Consider the following 18,296-nt stretch of genomic DNA (forward strand, 5'->3'; position numbering starts at 1 on the left):
TACGGAATGTTTGTTACCGTCCGTTCGGTGCTCCTACGGTTGATCACATCGACCAAGGAGACACCATGCAGCCGACCGAACCACGCCGACCGAACCGCCGCGGCCTGACCGAGGAACAGCTCACAGCGGGACGTCGTCGCGCATTGCTCAGCGCGGATCCCGGTCGGCAGCGGGGGCCGAAGATCTTCACCGAAGCCGAACGGCAAGCGCTGTTCGCTCGGACGCCGCGACCTGAAGGCACGTTCGAAGAACGTCGCGAGCGCCGACGGCGCGCGATTGAGTCGATCGATCCGGACTTCTGGGTCGAGCCGACCGTCTCGTTCCACACGCATCCCTGACCGTGTTCGAGCGACTCACGCCCGAGCATTTCGACCAGCACCGGGTCCTCGAGTTCAACGACTGCGCCGCCCGCCCGGACGCCGTCCTCGTCGAGTCGAGCTTCATCCGGAGCGCGCTGCGCCGGACCGATCGTCACAAGGTGGAGGCGGTCGCGTTCCTCGACCACCTCGACCTCGCAGGTACAGAGATGATGTACAGCGCCTACACGGAGTTCGAGGTTCTGCGAGCTGCTCACGGCATGGCCACGGAAGCCGCTCGTCGCCATGTCGCCGCATGGCGAGAACTGTTGCGGTCGACGCAACTGCACTGGGTCGGGATCGATGCCGTCAGCGATGAGGTCCCAGATCTCATGGAAGAATTCGGCCTGACCGTCTCGGGTGCATTGCACGTCGCAACAGCTCGGCATTGGGAAGTCGACGGCTTCGTGACGGTCGATCCTGCGTTCGGGGTCGTCGACAAGGAGCGCCTCCCGCTGATCATCGACGCCGAGGGTGCTCAGCTCGCGCGTCGCCTGCGGACCGGTTCCCAGCGCTGATCCGCGAGGGCGCTGTCCTCCGGCCTACGATGACGGCATGACCGACGGAACGGTTCGCTCGCACGCGCAGGGGATGGCGCCGGACCGTGTCCTCGCGGCGACGGGCAAGTCACCGGACGAGTGGCACGCGCTGATCGACACGGCGGGCGGAGCCACCATCGGGCACGCTGCGATCGCTTCGTGGATCGTGGATCAGGGCGTCGAGCCGTGGTGGGCGCAGGGCATCACCATCGGGTACGAGCAGGCTCGTGGGCTCCGCATCCCCGGTCAGCGCTCGGACGGCACCTTCGCGGTGTCGGCCTCGCGGCAGGTCCACGGTGAGCGCGAGGCGGTGCTCGATCGGATCGTGCCGGTGTTCGCGGCCGCACTCGGGTCCACGCCGACGTCCGAGCGCCGCGGCGGCAAGCGCCCGTCGGCGCGGTGGACCTTCCCCGACCGCGAATCCGTGCTGCTGAACACCGAGGACGGTCCCAAGCCCGACACGGTCCGCATCTCGGTGCAGCGGGAACGGCTCACCGGCCCCGAGCGGATGCCCGACGCCAAGGCCGAACTGCAGCAACTGCTCGCCGGACTCTGAGCCCGCGAACGGGGGAGCGCGCGCAGGACCCGCGGACCCCTACGATCGGCGGGTGCGTCGCATCACTCTTTCCCAGTGGCTCGCGATCGTCGCCGTGCTCGGCGGGCTCGTCATCGAGTTCTTCGCCGTACCCGCTGTCGTGCGGGACCCGGCGAACGACGCGGCGTGGGCGGGTGCGGTCCTCGGGGTCGCATTTCCGGTGTTCGGTGTCGCGGTCTCGGCGTTCCGAGACGATCCGAGCGACGTCGATGACGACTTCCGGCCGCCGATGCGCCTCGACCGGCTGGGCCGGGTGGCCGAGGGGGCACTGGCCGTGACGGCGTTCACCGCCGCCTGGGCGGTGACACGGCTGCACCACAAGCCCCTCGACTCGGCGTTGTACAGCGCGGTGATCGCCTCGGCGCTTCCGCTCGCGAGCCGTGCCCTCGATCGGCTCGCCCGTCGCCGTGGTGAGCAGGCCGACGGCGCTGACGACTGACGCGCTCCTCGCACCGTGCGAGGCACACCACGCGTGGTGCGAGGTTCCGTGGTCGGTGCGAGCCGAAGTGCCTCGCACGGAACGCGGAACCTCGCACCGTTCGAGGCGTCGCCCGGGTCAGTGCGCGCGCGACGCCATCGCCTCGAAGATCTGCTGGTGCGTGCCGTCGCGCTCGGCGAACCGGAGCGGCAGCACGTTCTGCACCAGGATCTCGGGCGAATCGCCGGCGGACAGCAGCCCGATGACCTCGTCGGCGAAGGCGTTCAGCGGCATGCCACCGAAGTCCGCTCCGCCCATCAGGTCGGTCGACACTGCCGGGGGAGCGAGTTCGAGCACCGACACCGGGGTGCCGAGCAGCTGCTGACGGAGCGACTGCGTGTACGAGTGGATGCCGGCCTTGGTGGCGTTGTACGTCGGCGTCGCGGTGAGCGGGACGAACGCGAGGCCGGACGAGACCGTGACGATGGTCGAGGTGGGCTGCGCCAGCAGGTGCGGCAGGAACGCGTCGATGAGGCGGATCGTGCCGACCAGGTTGGTCTGGATGATCTCGAGCGCGTCGTGGATGTGGTCGGGGGAGCGCAGGTCCTCGTTGCGCATGATCCCCGACATGGTGACGAGGGCGTCGAGCGACGGGTACGCCTCGAGGACGGAGGCGGCGGCCTTCTCGATGGATGCGGCGTCGCTCACGTCGATCTGCACGGTGCCGAAGCCGTGCTCGGCGGCGAGCGAGTCGAGGAGCGACTGGCGACGCCCGCCGATGACGACGGTGCTGCCCGCGGCCTGCAGGCGCTGGGCCAGGGCGAGGCCGATGCCCGAGGTCGCGCCGGGGATGAAGACGGTGGAGTTCGTGATGTCCATGTCCACCACCATGCGCCTCCGTCGGCAACCCATCCAGACCTCGGTCATCGGGGGATCGGCGATCCCTGGCACGGCGGCGCGAACCGGACGACAATCGGGACCATGGACCGCGCTGCACTCGCCGACTTCCTCCGCCGTCGCCGCGAACTGCTGCGCCCCGAGGACGTCGGCCTCGGTCAGGGACCACGACGCCGGACGCCTGGTCTCCGGCGCGAAGAAGTCGCTGCGCTCGCGGGCATGTCGGTCGACTACTACACACGCCTCGAACAGCAGCGCGGACCGCAGCCGTCGGAGCAGATGATCGCCGCGATCGCCCGGGCGCTCCGCTGCAGCCTCGACGAACGCGACCACCTGTTCCACCTCGCCGGACAGAACGCCCCGACCCGGTTGCACCGCGCCGACCACGTCGACCCCGCGATCCTGCGGGTGCTCGACCGGCTCGAGGACACCCCCGCGATCGTGGTCAGCCACCTGGGCGAGACGCTGGTCGAGAACCGGCTCGCGGCGGCGCTGCTCGGGTCGTCCGTCAGCCTGCCCGGCAACGAGCGCTACCAGGCGTGGCGGTGGTTCGTGACCGGCGACGAGCTCGCGAAGTACGCGCCGGAGCAACACGAGCGACTGGCCCGGGTCGTGGTGGCGTCGCTGCGGGCGGCAGTGGGGCTGGCCGGACCGGGGGACCGTCGGGCCACCGAGCTGATCGCCGAGCTCGAGACCCGCAGCCCCGAGTTCCGCGAGCTCTGGGCACTGCACGAGGTGACGAGTCGCTGGTCCGACAACAAGACGATCGTGCAGCCGCAGCTCGGCCGGATCACCGTCGACTGCCAGGTCCTGCACACCGACGACCAAGCCCAGGCGCTGTTGCTGTTCACCGCGCCCCCAGGGTCCGAGGACGCGCAGAAGCTCGAGCTCCTCGGCGTCGTCGGTCAGCAGGCCTTCGCGGGCTGACGCCCCGCACGGTGCGCGTCCGTCCGGCTCGTGCGAGGTTGACCACTCGGTGCCGCCCTACAGGCCGGCACCGAGTGACCAACCTCGCACCACGCGAAGACGCACCCGGACGCACCACACGGAGCAACCGCGCGTCACACACTTGGCCGCGTGCGGTATACCGTGCCTAGGGTGGGCGGGTGAGCACTCCCCGCGTGTACGTCATCCACGAGAACCCCGAGTGGTTCCCGCCGCTCGCCGCAGCCTTCGAGGCCGAGGGCGTCCCGGTGCAGGAGATCCTGCTGACCGAGGGACAGATCGACCTCGGTGCCGAGCCGGAGCCCGGTGTGTACTGGTCCCGCATGTCGGCGTCGAGCCACACCCGCGGCCACGAGCACAGCAAGGAGTACACCCGCGCGGTCCTCGGCTGGCTCGAACGAGCGGGTCGCCAGGTTGTCGGCGGCAGCCACGTGCTCGAGCTCGAGGTCTCCAAGGTGGCCCAGCACGGGCTGCTGCAGCACGCCGGGTTCGACGTGCCCCGCACCACCGCCGTGTTCGGCACGACGACGCTCAAGCAGGCGGCACGGGACTTCACGAACGGCCAGGACGTCCCGTTCATCACGAAGCACAACCAGGGCGGCAAGGGCCTGGGCGTCCGCCGGTTCGACTCGCTCGCCGAGTTCGACGCCTACGTCGACTCGCCGGAGTTCGAGGCGCCGGTCGACGGCATCACGCTGCTGCAGGAGTTCCTGACGGCCCGTGAGCCCTTCATCACCCGCGTCGAGTTCGTCGGCGGCGAGTTCGTGTACGCCGTCCGCGTCGACACGAGCGCCGGCAGCTTCGAGCTGTGCCCGGCCGACGCGTGCGAGGTCCCCCAGGTCATCGCCGGAGCGGTCTGCGACGTGCCCGGAACCGAGACCGCCGGAGCACCGCCGGCGTTCAGCGTCCGGACCGAGGTCACGGCCGAGCACCCGCTCGTCCAGCAGCTCCGCACGTTCCTCGCCGACCAGCGCGTCACGATCGCGGGCGTCGAGTTCATGGAGACCACGGACGGCCGCACGGTCGTCTACGACATCAACACGAACACGAACTATAACCCAGCCGTCGAGGAGTCCGCGCCGGCCTCCGGCCCGCGCTCCATCGCGCGCTACCTCGGTGGCCTGCTGGAGACGCAGTACGCGGCGCAACTCACGGCCTGAGCACGCAAGAACCACCGGACTGGAGGCCCGTGGCGGGCCCCGCCACGGGCCTCCCGTCCGTTCCGCGCCCCTTCCCGGGCACTCCCCACCTCCCCAAGGAACTCACCCCGTGCGATTCGGATACTGGACCCCGCTCTTCGGCGGCTGGCTGCGCAACGTCGACAACGAGAACATGCCGGTCACCTTCGACTACGTGAAGCGGCTGGCGCAGCGCGCCGAGCGGATCGGCTTCGACCTGACGCTCGTGCCGGAGCTCAACCTCAACGACATCAAGGGCACGGCCGCGCCGTCGCTCGAAGCCTGGTCGCTCGCCGCGGCCATCGCGGCGACGACCGAGCGCCTCGAGATCATGGCGGCCATGCGCCCCGGCTACCACCTGCCCGCGGTGACGGCGAAACAGGCGGCGACGATCGACGACATCTCGTGCGGTCGCTTCACCTTCAACGTGGTGAGCGCGTGGTGGGCGGAGGAGGCCAAGCAGTACGGCGGCATCTTCTCGGAGCACGACGACCGCTACAAGCGGACGGCGGAGTTCGTCGAGGTCATGAAAGGGATGTGGCGGGAGACGCCGTACTCGTTCTCGGGCGAGTACTACGACATCGAGAACGCGCACCTCGAGCCGAAGCCCCGCGTGACCCCGCGCATCTACGCCGGCGGCGAGAGCGAGGCGGGCAAGGCCGCGATCACGGGGTACGCCGACGCCTACGTGACCCACGGCGGCACGGTCGAGGAACTCCGCACGAAGATCGCCGAGATGAAGCAGCGCCGCATCGACGCCGGACTGCCGCCGTTCGAGGCGTTCGGCATGGCCGCGTACGTCATCGTCCGCGAGACCGAGGAAGAGGCGCAGGCCGAGCTCGCACGGATCACCGACGTGCAGCACGGCAACGCGTACGAGTCGTACCAGGACTTCATCTCGAAGTCGCAGCTCGAGCACGTCCCCTCGCTCGAGGACTACTCGGTGTCGAACCGCGGCCTGCGCCCCGGGTTCGTCGGAACGCCGGCGCAGGTCGCTGCCCGGATCAAGGAGTTCGAGGACGCCGGGGTGGACACGCTGTTGCTGCAGTTCTCGCCGCAGCTCGAGGAGATGGACCGCTTCGGCGAACAGGTCATCCCGCTCGTCCGCCCGTCGGTGGTCGCGGCGTCCGAGGCGGTCGTCTGATGGGCACGACCGAGGAGGAGTGGGCGTTCGAGACCCGGCAGATCCGCGCGGGCTTCAAGGCCGACCCGGGGTTCGGTGGCAACGTCCCGCCGATCGCCCAGACCGCGGCCTTCGTCTACCCGTCCGGTGAGGACGCGGCGGACCGCTTCATGCTCAACGCCCCGGGGCACACGTACTCGCGCGTGAACAACCCGTCGGCGGCGGCGCTCGAGCGGCGCATCGCGGACCTCGAGGGCGGCGTCGGCGCGCTCGCGCTGGCGTCCGGCCAGGCGGCCACGTCGTTGGCCGTCCTCGGCGTCGCGCGGGCCGGTGACCACGTCGTGTCGAGTGCCTCGCTGTACGGCGCGACGTACACGCTGTTCGCGTCGACGCTGCACGACCTCGGCATCGCGTTCACCTTCGTGCAGGACCCCACGGACCTGGACGAGTGGGCTGCCGCGGTGCGTCCGGAGACGAAGGCGTTCTTCGGGGAGTCGATCCCGAACCCGCGCGGTGACGTCCTGGACTTCGCCGGGGTGGCCGGGGTCGCGCACGACGCCGGCGTCCCGCTCATCGTCGACAACACGATCGCGACGCCGTACCTGGTCCGGCCGATCGAGCACGGCGCGGACATCGTCGTACACTCGGCGACGAAGTACCTGGCCGGCCACGGCAGCGCCATCGCCGGACTCATCGTGGACAGCGGCAACTTCGACTGGGCGGCTCTTCCGGAGCGGTTCCCGCAGCTCGCGACCGCCGAACAGTCCGGGTTCGCGAACACGGACTTCGCCGAGAAGTTCGGGCGGCGCGCGTTCATCCAGCGCACCCGGTCGAAGCTCTCCGCCGACCTCGGTCCGGCGATCGCCCCCTTCAACGCCTTCCTGGTGCTGCAGGGCATCCAGACGCTCTCCCTGCGGATGGAGCGGCACGTGTCGAACGCGGCCGCCGTCGCGTCGTGGCTGGACGCGCACGACCAGGTGCTCGGCGTGCACTACGCGGGACTGCCGTCGTCGCCGTGGCACCACCTGCAGCAGCGGTACGTGCCGAAGGGGCCGTCGGCGGTCCTGGCGTTCGACCTGGACGGCGGGGTCGAGGCCGGACGGCGGTTCGTGGCCGCCCTCGAGCTGTTCGACCACGTGTCGAACATCGGTGACGTCCGGTCGCTCGTCGTGCACCCGGCGTCGACGACCCACGTGCAGATGACGTCGTCGGAGCGGGCTGCGGCCGGTGTGGGCGACGGGCTCATCCGGCTGTCGATCGGCCTCGAGCACATCGACGACGTCCTCGCCGACCTGGCGCGGGGCTTCGCGGCAGCCGCAGCGGGATAGGTTGGGGGCATGACCACGTTGGCCGCCCCGACCCGCGTGCGGACGCGCGCCCCCGGCAAGATCAACGTGTTCCTGTCCGTCGGTGCGCTGCAGGACGACGGCTACCACGACGTGGCGACCGCGTACCAGGCCGTGTCGCTGTACGAGGACGTCACGGCCGAGCACGCCGACGACTTCTCGGTGACCTTCACCGGCCCGATCGACACGTCGAACGTGCCGGTCGACGAGTCGAACCTGGCGATCCGTGCGGCCCGGCTGGTGGCCGACGCCGCTGGGCACCGGGGCGGAGTCCGGTTGACGATCGACAAGCAGGTGCCGGTGGCCGGCGGCATGGGTGGTGGCTCGGCGGACGCCGCGGCCACGCTGCTCGCCGTGGACACGCTCTGGGGCACCGCCCTCGGGCGTGAGGAACTGCTCCGTCTCGCCGCGCAGCTCGGCGCGGACGTGCCGTTCGCCTTCGCCGGTGGCACGGCCGTGGGCACCGGCCGCGGCGACGAACTCAGCCCCGCACTGGCGAAGGGCGAGTTCCACTGGGTCCTCGCGCTGAGTGACGACGGCCTGTCGACCCCGGCGGTGTACCGTGCGCTCGACGAGCACCGGGAGCGCTACCGCGCCGACATCGCACCGGCGCCGTCCCACCCGGTGGTGGAGTCGAACGTGCTGCAGGCGCTGCGCGCCGGTGACCCCGACCTGCTCGCCGACTGCGTCCACAACGACCTGCAGGCCCCGGCCATGCGGCTGCAGCCTGGACTCGCGTCGACCCTCGAACTCGGCGAGAAGGCCGGAGCGCTCGCGGGTCTGGTGTCGGGCAGCGGTCCGACGGTGGCGTTCCTGGTCGGTGACCGTGACGCCGCGCTCGAACTGCAGGTCGAGCTCAGCGCCGCCGGCCTGGTCGCGCTCCGTGCCACCGGACCGGTGCACGGCGCCCGCCTCGTGCACTGACCGTACGACAGACGCTGACCGTACGACAGACGCTGACCGTACGACGAACGCTGACCGGCCGTCAGCTCAGCGGCTGTACTTCCACAGGATGACCGTGTCGGTGTGCCAGTACCGCACCACGTGGAAGCCCTGGTCCTTGAGCGTCTCGGAGACCTCGGGGCGGATGTTCCGCGACTTGGCGCCGACGAACCAGACGGTGTCGATGTCGGCCAGGCGTGCCGGCACGGTCGTGGCGATGTCGCCGTTCACGTTCCAGAGCTCACCACGCTGCGCACCCGTGCTCGCCACCGCCAGGTCCCGCATGCCGCTGAAGGCCTCGGGGTAGGCGTCGGCGATGACCTGCGCCGTCGCGGTCGGGTGCTCCCACACGCTGCCGTAGATCACCCCTTCGTCGGCGTCGGTGGTCACGTTCCGCTCGCGTTCGATGATCGCCGCCGCGTTCGCCCAGTGCGAGGACTGCTTGGCGTGCGGCAGCCGCACGATCGTCGACGTCGGCACGGACACCAGGAGCATCGCGACGACCGCGCCGGCGATCCAGCGCCGCGGACGGAGGGCCGTGATCGCGAGTCCGATCAGGAGCGCCACGAACGGCAGACTGATGCTCGCGTACTTGGGGGAGTACAGGTGCTCGCCGGCGGCGGTCGCGGCGACCAGCAGCGCGGTGGGCACGATCGTCAGAGGCACGGCGACCCGGACGGCCTGCATGCGGAGCACGTCGCGGGCGGCCGGCGACGGGCGTCGGGCCGCGCGCACCGCCAGCACGACGGCGACGATCATGAGCAGCCACCCGAGGGCGGCGTACGGGTAGACGACCCCGAACCACGCGGTCGCGAACACCTGGCGCAAGGTGGCCCAACCGATGCCGGTGATCCACCCGACCTGCTTGGCCTGACCGGCGGCGAGTCCGATGAACGGCAGGACGACCACGGCTGCGGCGGAGGCGGCGACGGCCCAGCGGACGACGACGGCGCGGTCCACCATCGCCGAGGGCACCGTGCCGCTGCGATCCGTCACCGTGGCCTGCCGTCGGGCTGCCCGGTCGGCGACGCCGGTCCACGCGAGCACGACGCCGTGCGCCACGACGGCGAGGGACAGGTAGACGTTGAACAGCACGGCCACGGCCGCCAGCACGCCGTAGACGACCCACCACCGCGTCGCGTGGTGCCGCACCCGCGTGCGACGGACCGCGGTCAGGCCGACGAGCGTGAGCAGCGCGGCGAAGGTGGTGACGGTCGCGTACGGGCGGCCCTCGGTGCCGGCCCAGGCGACGCGGGGCAGCAGCAGGAAGACCAGACCGGAGACGACCCCGAGCCGGACACCGCCGAGCCGCCGGCCGAGCGCCACCACGAGGGCGGCGGCGATCCCGATCGCCAGGGCACTCGGGAAGCGGAGCGTGAACGGGGAGTAGCCGACCAGCGCGAGCCAGACGTGCATGAGCGCGTAGTACAGACCGTGCACGGCGTCGACGTTCTGCAGCTCCGCCCAAAGCGCCGGCCAGCTGCGCTGCGCACTCGTCAGGGTGGCGGCTTCGTCGTACCAGACCGACGGCACCCACGTGAAGGCGGCGGCGACGACCACTCCGACCACGCCGACGGTGATCTCCGGCGCACGCACCAAGGTCCGCACGGTCGACAGGGCGAGTGCCCGGAGCCGTGCGCGCGTCGACGCGTCCGACGTCGTGCGTCGGACCGTGACGGTGCCGGTGCGGGGAGAACTCACGCCCGCGACCGTACCGAGCGGCACTGAGCATCCGCCGCGTCCACCCGCTGAGCATTCACATGCAGGGATTCGGTGCGACCGGCCAGAATGACGGGATGGACCCCCTCGTCGCCCCCGTCGCAGCGCTCTCCCCGTGGCGGACTCGGCTCGGCTCGCGGACCGCTGCCCTGTCCGACGTCGGCGGCGTCGGGCTCCGCCGGCTGGCCGCTTCACGCGTCCTGGTGGTCGGCGCCGGCGGGCTCGGCGCGCCCGTCGTCGCGTACCTCGCCGGGGTCGGCCGACTCACGGTCGTCGACCCCGACGTGGTCGACGCGTCGAACCTCGCACGTCAGACGCTCTTCACCGCGGCCGACGTCGGATCGTCGAAGGCCGAGGTCGCCGTCGCCCGCGCCCGCGCCGTCGACCCGGAACTCGACGCCGTCGCCGTGGTCGGCTCCTTCACCCCGGAGCTCGTCGCCGGGCACGACGTGGTCGTCGACGCGGCGGACTCCGTCCTGGTCACCCGGGCGGTCTCGGACGCCTGCGCCGACGCCGGCGTGCCGTTCGTCTGGGGCACGGTGCTCGGTCACGACGGCCAGGTCAGCGTGTTCCGCGACGCCGGACCGGACGGCGTCGACTTCCACGACCTGCACCCCGAAGCCCTGCCCGACGAGGGCTCCTGCGCCCTGGACGGCGTCGTGCCGGCACTGTGCGGCGCCGTCGGAGCGGTGATGGCCGGACAGGTACTGGCCCTGGTCACCGGCACCGGCGAACCGCTGCTCGGACGCGTCCTGACCGTCGACGCGCGCCGCTGGCGGTGGAGCGAGAGCCTCGTCCGGCGCGGGCCGGCATCACGCCGACCCGTCGTGGTCGCTCCCGCTCGGACCGACCGCATCGCCCCGTCGGCGCTCGCCGCGCGCCTGGCCGACCCCGCGGACCCGGTCGTCGTCGTCGACGTGCGCACCGACGCCGAACGGGCGGACGGTGTGGTCGCCGGAGCCGTCACGGGCGACGCGGTCACTGGCGACGCCGAGGCGGCGGACGTGGTCGTCTACTGCGCCCGTGGTCCGCGTGCGGACGCGTGGGCTGCCGCACAACCGGCCTGGAGGCACGTGGCGGTCCTCGACGGCGGGTTCGAGGCCTGGCGCCGCGAAGGGCTGCCCGTGGTGAACGGGCTGATGTCCTGATCCGACACTGATCGGGTCCAGAGCGCCGCTTCCGCGGCTAGGATCGTCGTATCATGACGCAACTGCGGATCCGCGATGCTGCTGCCTTCCTCGGGGTGAGTGACGACACCGTGCGTCGACTCGTCGACGGGGGCACCTTCGACCGGGCCACCGACGACGCCGGTCGCGCCGTCGTCGACGGTCGACAGGTGGCCGAGTACGCCCGGGCGCGGAGCACCGAGCTGGCCGCCCCGGACACCGGCGTGAAGAGCTCGGCACGGAACCGCTTCGTCGGCATCGTCACCGACCTGGTCGTCGACACCGTCATGGCGCAGGTCGAACTGCAGTGCGGCCCGCACCGCGTGGTCTCGCTCATGAGCGCCGAGGCGGTGCGCGACCTCGGGCTCGAGGTCGGGTCCGTCGCCGTGGCGTCCGTCAAGGCCACGATGGTCACCGTCGAGGCGCCCACCCACCAGGAGGACCCCCGATGACCCGTCGTTCCCGCTCGCTGCTCGTGCCCCTCGCCGTCGTCGCGGCCCTCGGCCTGGCGTCGTGTTCCACCGCCGACGCTCCGGCGGGGTCGTCGTCGCCGTCGCCGTCGTCGTCGAGCGCGGACGCAGGCGTGTCGGGCTCGATCACGGTGTTCGCGGCGGCGTCGCTCCAGAAGACCTTCACCACGCTCGGCAAGGACTTCGAGCTCGCGAACCCCGGCGCCTCGATCGAGTTCTCGTTCGCGGGATCGAGCGACCTGGTCACCCAGATCCAGAACGGCGCCCCCGCCGACGTGTTCGCCTCCGCCGACGAGGCGAACATGGCGAAGCTGTCCGCGACCGACCTGGCGAGCGGGTCACCGGAGGACTTCGCGACGAACGTCCTCGAGATCGCCGTCGCGCCGGGCAACCCGAAGGCCATCACGAGCCTCGACGACCTGACCGGCTCCGACGTCCAGCTCGTCACGTGCGCCGCCCCGGTGCCGTGCGGTGCCGCAACGGCGAAGGTCGAGTCCGCCTCGGGCGTCGACCTGCAGCCCGTCAGCGAGGAGCAGTCCGTCACCGACGTGCTCGGCAAGGTCGAGTCCGGTCAGGCCGACGCCGGGCTGGTCTACGTGACCGACGTGCAGGGTGCCGACGGCAAGGTCGACGGTGTCCCGTTCGACGAGTCGAGCAAGGCCGTCAACACGTACCCGATCGGCGTGCTCAAGGCGTCCGAGGACCCGGAGCTCGCGCAGGCGTTCTCCGACTACGTCCGGTCCGCCACCGGCCAGAAGGTGCTCACCGCCGCCGGGTTCGGGAAGCCGTGACCCGTGGCCTCGCGGGCTGACGGACGGCCACCGGTCGCCTGGTGGCTCCCGCTGCCCGCGGTGCTGGGCGGCCTGTTCGTCGTCGTCCCCGTGCTCGCGATGCTCGGTCGGGTCGACTGGTCGTCGTTCGTCGCCCTCGTCACCTCGACGGCGTCGCTCACGGCCCTCGGGCTCAGCCTCGGCACCGCGCTGACCGCCACGGCCGTCGCGTTCGTGCTCGGGTACCCGCTCGCCGTGCTGTTCGCCCGGTCCCGGTCACGGTGGGTGGGCGTCGCCCGCGCCGTCGTGCTGCTGCCGCTCGTGCTGCCGCCCGTCGTCGGCGGGCTCGCGCTGCTGGCGGCGTTCGGTCGCCTCGGGGTGGTCGGGTCGTTCCTCGACGACCACGGGCTGCACATCGCGTTCACCACCACGGCGGTCGTCATCGCGCAGACGTTCGTCGCCATGCCGTTCCTGGTGTCCTCGATCGAGGGTGCGCTCCGCGTCGAGGGGGACCGGTACGAGCGGGTCGCCGCCACCCTCGGCGCCGGTCCCACCCGCACGTTCCTCACCGTCACGACCCCGAGGGTCCTGCCCGGCATCGTCTCCGGACTGGTGCTCTGCTTCGCGCGAGCACTCGGCGAGTTCGGTGCGACCCTGACGTTCGCGGGCAGCCTGCAGGGGGTCACCCGGACCCTGCCGCTGGAGATCTACCTGCAGCGCGAGGTCGACCCGGACACCGCTGTCGCACTGGCGGTCGTGCTCGTCGTGGTCGCCGTCGTGGTCATCGGCGCCTCGTCGCTCCGGACCCGGGGCGTGGCAGCGTGAGCGGGGTCACCGCACGCATCGTCGTCGAGCGACGCGGGGTCGACGTCGCCATCGAGGTCGCGACGGGGGAGTGCGTGGCGGTCATCGGGCCGAACGGCGCGGGCAAGTCCACCGTGGTCGAGGCCCTCGCCGGCCTGCTGCCGATCGACGCCGGACAGGTGGCCCTCGGCGGCACCGTGGTGTCGGACCAGCGGCGGACCGTCCCCGCCCACCGCCGCCGCATCGGACTCGTCGCCCAGCGGCCCGACCTGTTCCCGTTCCTCGACGTCATCGGCAACGTGGCGTTCGGCCCGCGGGCAGCCGGCGTCCGACGAGCCGCGGCCCGTGCCCGCGCGCTCCGTGCCCTGGCGGCCGTCGGCATCGACGACCTGGCGGGACGGAGCCCCGACGCACTGTCCGGCGGGCAGGCCCAGCGCGTCGCCATCGCCCGGGCGCTCGCCACCGACCCGGCGGTCCTGCTGCTCGACGAACCGACGTCGGCGCTCGACGTCGCCGCGCGCGACGACGTGCGGGCAGCGCTCCGGACCGCGATCGCCGGACGTCCGAGCGTCCTGGTCACGCACGACCCGGTCGAGGTCGTCGCCCTGGCCGACCGGGTGGTCGTCGTCGAGCACGGCCGGGTCGTCGAGGACGGCACCCCAGCGGCCGTGCTCGGACGGCCGACGAGTGCCTTCGCGGCGGCGTTCTCCGGACTCGCGCTGGTGCGCGGGACCGCCACCGCGGGTGGGATCGCGACCGACGGCGGGGGCGAGTTGGCGTCGGGGACGCACGCCGTGCCTCCCGGTCGGCCAGCCCTGGGCGCCTTCCACCCGACGGCCGCCGTGCTCACGCGGGACGGCGCCGGACCGGCGCGCACCGTCACGTCGCTCGAACCGCGGGACGGTCTGGTGCGGGTCCGCGCCGGCGACCTGGTCGCGGACCTGACCCTGTCGCGCGTCACGGCACTCGGCATCGGGCCTGGCGACGCGGTCCACGTGGACGTTCCCGCGTCCGAACTGGCGGTGTACGCGCCGCGCGGTTGAGACAATGGACGGATGACCTCCTGGTTCCCCAAGGCGTGGCCCGTGGCCATCCCGATCCTGGCGGCCGTCGTGCTCGCGTTCTCGTACGGCCGCTACGGACTCGGCACCGTGGTCGTGGCGATCGTCGCGGTCGTGCTCGCCGCCACCGTGCTCGCGGCGGTGCACCACGCCGAGGTCGTCGCGCACCGGGTCGGGGAACCGTTCGGGTCACTCGTGCTCGCCGTGGCGGTCACGATCATCGAGGTCGCGCTCATCATCTCGCTGTCGAGCTCCGGCGGCGCCCAGGCCGAGACCCTGGCGCGCGACACGGTGTTCTCGGCCGTGATGATCACGATGAACGGGCTGGTCGGTCTCGCGATCCTGATCGGGACGCTCCGGCACAACACCGTGCGCTTCAACCAGGAGGGCGCGAGCGCCGCGACGATGACGGTGGCCGCGCTCGCGGTGCTGACCCTGGTGCTGCCGACGTTCACCACCGGCACCGACGACGCGTCCTTCACCGGGACGCAGCTCGTCTTCGTGGCCGTGGCGTCGATCGTGCTCTACGGGCTGTTCGTCGTGACGCAGACCGTGGCCCACCGGGACTTCTTCCTGCCCGTGAACCGGTCAGGGGGTGTGCTCGCCGAGTCCGAGGACGCCCACGCCGCCCGGCCGACCGGTCGCGCGACGATGATCTCGCTCGCACTGCTCGTCGTCGCGCTCGTCGCCGTCGTCGGGCTCGCCAAGGTCGAGTCGCCCGCGATCGAGGCCGGCGTGGCCGCGGTCGGGTTCCCGCCGTCGTTCGTCGGCGTCGTGATCGCCCTGCTCATCCTGCTGCCCGAGGGCATCGCGGCGTCGAAGGCCGCCGCCCGCAACCGGATCCAGACGAGCCTGAACCTGGCGATGGGGTCGGCGATGGCGTCGATCGGTCTGACGATCCCCTCCATCGCGGTGGCGTCGCTGTTCATGCCGGGCACGCTGCTGCTCGGGCTCGGGTCGTCGCAGATCGTGCTGCTCGCGCTGACGATCGTCGCCGCGGTGCTCACCGTGCTGCCGGGTCGGGCGACGCGACTGCAGGGCGGGGTGCACCTGGTGATCTTCGCCGCGTTCATCGTGCTGTCCGTCTCGCCGTAGGGGGTGCTGTTACCGCGTACCTGGTCGGATCGGGCGTACCTGGTCGGAAGTTCTGCCCCGGTATGCCCGGAAACACCAGGCATCGCGGGCGTCCTGGGAAAGAACGAGCGGGGGCGCTCAGCCGCCGGCGAAGGGGGGCATGACGTCGACGACCGCGACGCCGGACAGCGCAGTGGCTCGGTCGCGGGTGGTCACGCCGTCGACCAGGTACGAGCACCGCTCCTGCAGCGCACTCCATCGTGATGGGTCGGTGGCGGTGACCTCGCGCAGCGCCTCGTCGAGCGTGCCGGCCGCGGTGGTCAGCGTGTCCGCGCCGACCGCTGCCCGGGCAGCGGCGAAGAACCGGATCGTGGTCATGTCTCAGCCGCCGATCGCGCTCATGCCGCGCGTCGGGTGCACGAGCTCGTCGCTGTCGTCGCCGTGGTCGCGCGGCTTCGCCCACATCGCCCGGCGCCACAGCTCGGCCAGGTCGTCGTCGGAGACCCCCGCGCGCATCGGGCCGAGCACGTCGGTCTCGGCGTCGGAGAACAGGCAGCTCCGGACGTTGCCGTCGGCGGTCAACCGGGTGCGGGTGCAGTCGGCGCAGAAGGACTCGGTGATGCTCGCGATGATGCCCACGGTGCCGAGTGACGCACCGGAGCGCGCGTCCTGCACCCGGTACCGCTCGGCCGGGGCGCCGTCGCGCGGTGCCTCGTCCGGCGTCAGCACGAACGACGACGCCAGCAACGCCCGGGTCTCGGCAGCGGTCACCATCTCGGTGCGGTCCCAGGCGTGGTCGGGGTCGAGCGGCATCTGCTCGATGAACCGCAGCTCGTAGCCGCGGTCGAGGCACCAGCGCAGCAGCTCCGGCGCGGCCTCGTCGTTGATCCCGCGCAGCAGCACCGCGTTGACCTTGATGTCGAGGCGGGCGTCGTGGGCGGCGGACAGCCCGGCGATGACCTTGTCGAGGAACGGGCGGCGGGTCACGGTGGTGAACACGTCCGGGTCGACGGTGTCGAGCGACACGTTCACGCGCCGCAGCCCGGCGTCGTACAGGGCCTGGGCGCGGTGGGCGAGACCGATGGCGTTCGTGGTGAGCGACAGTTCCGGGGCGTCGGGCAGCGCGGCGCACCGGGCTATCACGTCGACCAGGTCGTGCCGGAGCATCGGCTCGCCGCCGGTGAACCGCACCTTGCGCACGCCGAAGCGCGACGACCCGATCCGGACCAGCCGCTCGATCTCGGCGGCGGTCATCAGGGCATCGTCGGGGGCGAACGGCAGCCCGGCGGCCGGCATGCAGTACGTGCAGCGCAGGTTGCACCGTTCGGTCAGCGACACCCGCAGGTCGATCGCACGACGCCCGAAGCGGTCGACGAGCCCGGCGGACGCCGGGTCCACGGTCGTGCCGAGCAGGGTCGCGGGTGCCATGCGGCTCAGCGTACGTGTTCGACGCGCCGGAACGACAGCCGTTCCCACCAGCGCCGCCAGTCCGACCGGCTCGTGCGCAGGAGCGTGACCACCACGATGACGGCCACGGCGGCGAGCAGCCACCACCGGTAGGCGTCCGTCGACGGCCACACCCCGCGCAGCGCGATGGCGAGCCCGATCGACAGCCACTCCCACCGGCCCGACAGCACCACGAACGGGATGAGCAGCAGCGCGTACCAGGGGTAGCGCGGCGTCACGGCGAGGAACGTGACGCCGATCATCAGGACCTCGCCGGACCACGGCCGCGACGGGTCGGACAGCCGCCAGGCCACGAAGGCGGCGAGCAGCACGGCGAGCCCGACCACGACGGTCGCGGCGTCGCCCCGGAACACCAGCGACACCAGGGCGAAGCGCGAGCCGTCCTCGTAGCCCTCTTCGTTCAGGTAGCCGGGCAGGTACCCGAGCACGTCGAGCCCCGTCGTCAGCACGTACGGCACGTAGAGCAGGCCGAACACGGCGATGCCGACCGGGATCGCCCACCAGGAACGCCACCGGCCGAGCAACGGCGGGTACACGATCGCGGGGATGAGCTTGGTGGCCGTCGCCGCTCCGAGCGCGATCCCGCCCCAGATCGGTCGACCGAACGCGACGAGGACGGCACCCGCGGTCGCGAGCGCCGCGCCGAGGGCGTCGACGTGCGAGTTCGTCACGGCCTCCGACGCCACGAGCGGCGACCAGGCCCAGAGCGCTGCCCACCACGTCGGGCGGCCCGTCTTCCGCAGCACCACGACGAGGGCGACGGTCACGACCAGCGAGAGGAGCAGGCCCGCCACCTGGAACGGCATGTACTGCGCGGTCGCCGGCACGAACGCACGGACCGCGGCGAACCAGAGCTGCGCCATCGGCGGGTAGATCGTCGTCACGTCCGGCCGGTTGATCGCGGTGCAGTGGCCGTCCGCGCCGTCGCCGAGGCCGCGGAACCGGGGCTTGAGGTCGTCGCACGTGCCGTTCACCTTGTCCGGGAACAGCCAGTCGGGCCGCAGACCGGACAGTGCCGTGGACTGGGGGGTGTGCGCGTACGGTGAGACTCCGGCATGCTGGACGATGCCGTCCCACGCGTACCGCGCCGAGTCGGTGCTCGTGCTCGGGGGGCCGACCAGCGCCGCGAGACCGACCACCACCGCCCCGACCATGACCACGGCGGTCATCCACCGGGCGGGCACGAACCGCAGCGCGAGCACGGCGATCACGAACACCGTCCAAGCGATCAGCGTCCACGCAACGAATGACGAACGAGTGTCGGATCGGAGGAACCCCAGATGCGTGACGCCGAAGGCGATGACGCCCGCGAGGGCCAGTACCCCGACGACCGCGCCCACGACGGCGAGGCGGGCACCGGGTCCGACGGCGGAGGACGGTCGGACGGCACGCAGTCGGTCGCTCATGGTCCGTCGAGGCTAGCGGG

The 18,296-nt window shown here is 71.8% G+C and carries 20 protein-coding genes; 15 read left to right on the top strand and 5 right to left on the bottom strand.

All coding sequences use genetic code 11. The features are described from left to right. The first annotated feature begins 65 nt into the window (after positions 1–65). From EDF48_RS12965 to EDF48_RS12980, 4 genes are read left to right on the top strand one after another with little or no spacing between them, the layout of a single operon-like run. Complete coding sequence (locus EDF48_RS12965) at positions 66–338, top strand: hypothetical protein (protein WP_131880461.1); 273 nt, start codon at positions 66–68, stop codon at positions 336–338. Positions 339–340: 2 nt separating this feature from the next. Continuing rightward, complete coding sequence (locus tag EDF48_RS12970; protein ID WP_165932392.1) at positions 341–874, top strand: PIN domain-containing protein; 534 nt, start codon at positions 341–343, stop codon at positions 872–874. 37 nt (positions 875–911) lie between these two features. Beyond that, the gene (locus tag EDF48_RS12975) at positions 912–1,451 is read left to right on the top strand and encodes a hypothetical protein (RefSeq protein ID WP_131880465.1); all 540 of its coding nucleotides are present in this window, start codon (positions 912–914) and stop codon (positions 1,449–1,451) included. A gap of 52 nt (positions 1,452–1,503) precedes the next feature. Next, positions 1,504–1,929 (top strand): hypothetical protein, encoded by a 426-nt coding sequence (locus tag EDF48_RS12980; protein WP_123291822.1) that lies wholly within the window; start codon positions 1,504–1,506, stop codon positions 1,927–1,929. A 117-nt stretch (positions 1,930–2,046) separates the two neighbouring features. On the opposite strand, the gene EDF48_RS12985 is transcribed toward EDF48_RS12980, so the two are convergent. After that, a complete protein-coding gene (locus EDF48_RS12985) occupies positions 2,047–2,787 on the bottom strand; it encodes an SDR family NAD(P)-dependent oxidoreductase (protein WP_131880467.1) in 741 nt (246 codons plus the stop codon). A gap of 102 nt (positions 2,788–2,889) precedes the next feature. On the opposite strand from EDF48_RS12985, the gene EDF48_RS12990 reads away from it, so the two are divergent. The 5 genes from EDF48_RS12990 (at position 2,890) to EDF48_RS13010 (ending at position 8,321) form a co-directional block, all read left to right on the top strand. Then, the gene (locus EDF48_RS12990; protein ID WP_111084701.1) at positions 2,890–3,732 is read left to right on the top strand and encodes a helix-turn-helix transcriptional regulator; all 843 of its coding nucleotides are present in this window, start codon (positions 2,890–2,892) and stop codon (positions 3,730–3,732) included. A gap of 179 nt (positions 3,733–3,911) precedes the next feature. Next, a complete protein-coding gene (locus tag EDF48_RS12995) occupies positions 3,912–4,910 on the top strand; it encodes an alpha-L-glutamate ligase (RefSeq protein WP_123291824.1) in 999 nt (332 codons plus the stop codon). 109 nt (positions 4,911–5,019) lie between these two features. Next, complete coding sequence (locus EDF48_RS13000) at positions 5,020–6,072, top strand: LLM class flavin-dependent oxidoreductase (RefSeq protein ID WP_131880469.1); 1,053 nt, start codon at positions 5,020–5,022, stop codon at positions 6,070–6,072. Further along, positions 6,072–7,379, top strand: coding sequence for a PLP-dependent transferase (locus tag EDF48_RS13005; RefSeq protein ID WP_131880471.1), 1,308 nt, complete (start codon positions 6,072–6,074; stop codon positions 7,377–7,379). The genes EDF48_RS13000 and EDF48_RS13005 overlap by 1 nt, the downstream gene beginning before the upstream one ends. Before the next feature lie 9 nt (positions 7,380–7,388). Then, the gene (locus EDF48_RS13010; RefSeq protein ID WP_111084697.1) at positions 7,389–8,321 is read left to right on the top strand and encodes a 4-(cytidine 5'-diphospho)-2-C-methyl-D-erythritol kinase; all 933 of its coding nucleotides are present in this window, start codon (positions 7,389–7,391) and stop codon (positions 8,319–8,321) included. A gap of 66 nt (positions 8,322–8,387) precedes the next feature. Here EDF48_RS13010 and EDF48_RS13015 read toward each other — a convergent pair whose 3' ends face one another. Continuing rightward, positions 8,388–10,040 (bottom strand): glycosyltransferase family 39 protein, encoded by a 1,653-nt coding sequence (locus tag EDF48_RS13015; protein ID WP_131880473.1) that lies wholly within the window; start codon positions 10,038–10,040, stop codon positions 8,388–8,390. A gap of 95 nt (positions 10,041–10,135) precedes the next feature. Here EDF48_RS13015 and EDF48_RS13020 point away from each other — a divergent pair, with 95 nt between their 5' ends. Genes EDF48_RS13020 through EDF48_RS13045 form a run of 6 tightly spaced genes read left to right on the top strand, consistent with a single transcriptional unit; the run spans position 10,136 to position 15,424 of the window. Next, a complete protein-coding gene (locus EDF48_RS13020; protein WP_165932393.1) occupies positions 10,136–11,206 on the top strand; it encodes a HesA/MoeB/ThiF family protein in 1,071 nt (356 codons plus the stop codon). A gap of 53 nt (positions 11,207–11,259) precedes the next feature. Next, positions 11,260–11,676, top strand: coding sequence for a TOBE domain-containing protein (locus EDF48_RS13025; RefSeq protein WP_111084694.1), 417 nt, complete (start codon positions 11,260–11,262; stop codon positions 11,674–11,676). Then, entirely contained in the window at positions 11,673–12,485 is an 813-nt protein-coding gene (modA, locus tag EDF48_RS13030) for a molybdate ABC transporter substrate-binding protein (protein WP_131880477.1), read from the top strand. Before EDF48_RS13025 ends, modA begins: the two co-directional genes overlap by 4 nt. A 3-nt stretch (positions 12,486–12,488) precedes the next feature. Further along, on the top strand, positions 12,489–13,289 hold the full coding sequence (locus EDF48_RS13035) for an ABC transporter permease (protein ID WP_123938382.1): 801 nt from the start codon (positions 12,489–12,491) through the stop codon (positions 13,287–13,289). Further along, positions 13,286–14,311, top strand: coding sequence for an ABC transporter ATP-binding protein (locus tag EDF48_RS13040; protein ID WP_131880479.1), 1,026 nt, complete (start codon positions 13,286–13,288; stop codon positions 14,309–14,311). Before EDF48_RS13035 ends, EDF48_RS13040 begins: the two co-directional genes overlap by 4 nt. 12 nt (positions 14,312–14,323) lie before the next feature. Then, positions 14,324–15,424: an ionic transporter y4hA gene (locus EDF48_RS13045; protein ID WP_131880481.1), complete on the top strand. Its 1,101-nt coding sequence runs from the start codon at positions 14,324–14,326 to the stop codon at positions 15,422–15,424. 117 nt (positions 15,425–15,541) lie between these two features. Here the strand turns inward: EDF48_RS13045 and EDF48_RS13050 are convergent, their stop codons facing one another. Genes EDF48_RS13050 through EDF48_RS13060 form a run of 3 tightly spaced genes read right to left on the bottom strand, consistent with a single transcriptional unit; the run spans position 15,542 to position 18,276 of the window. After that, complete coding sequence (locus EDF48_RS13050) at positions 15,542–15,781, bottom strand: MoaD/ThiS family protein (RefSeq protein WP_123291834.1); 240 nt, start codon at positions 15,779–15,781, stop codon at positions 15,542–15,544. A 3-nt stretch (positions 15,782–15,784) separates the two neighbouring features. Next, the gene (moaA, locus tag EDF48_RS13055) at positions 15,785–16,831 is read right to left on the bottom strand and encodes a GTP 3',8-cyclase MoaA (RefSeq protein ID WP_131880483.1); all 1,047 of its coding nucleotides are present in this window, start codon (positions 16,829–16,831) and stop codon (positions 15,785–15,787) included. 5 nt (positions 16,832–16,836) lie between these two features. After that, positions 16,837–18,276, bottom strand: coding sequence for a glycosyltransferase family 87 protein (locus EDF48_RS13060; protein WP_131880485.1), 1,440 nt, complete (start codon positions 18,274–18,276; stop codon positions 16,837–16,839). Positions 18,277–18,296 lie beyond the last annotated feature (20 nt).

The sequence above is a fragment of the Curtobacterium sp. PhB191 genome, from assembly GCF_004346515.1.
Classification (GTDB): domain Bacteria; phylum Actinomycetota; class Actinomycetes; order Actinomycetales; family Microbacteriaceae; genus Curtobacterium.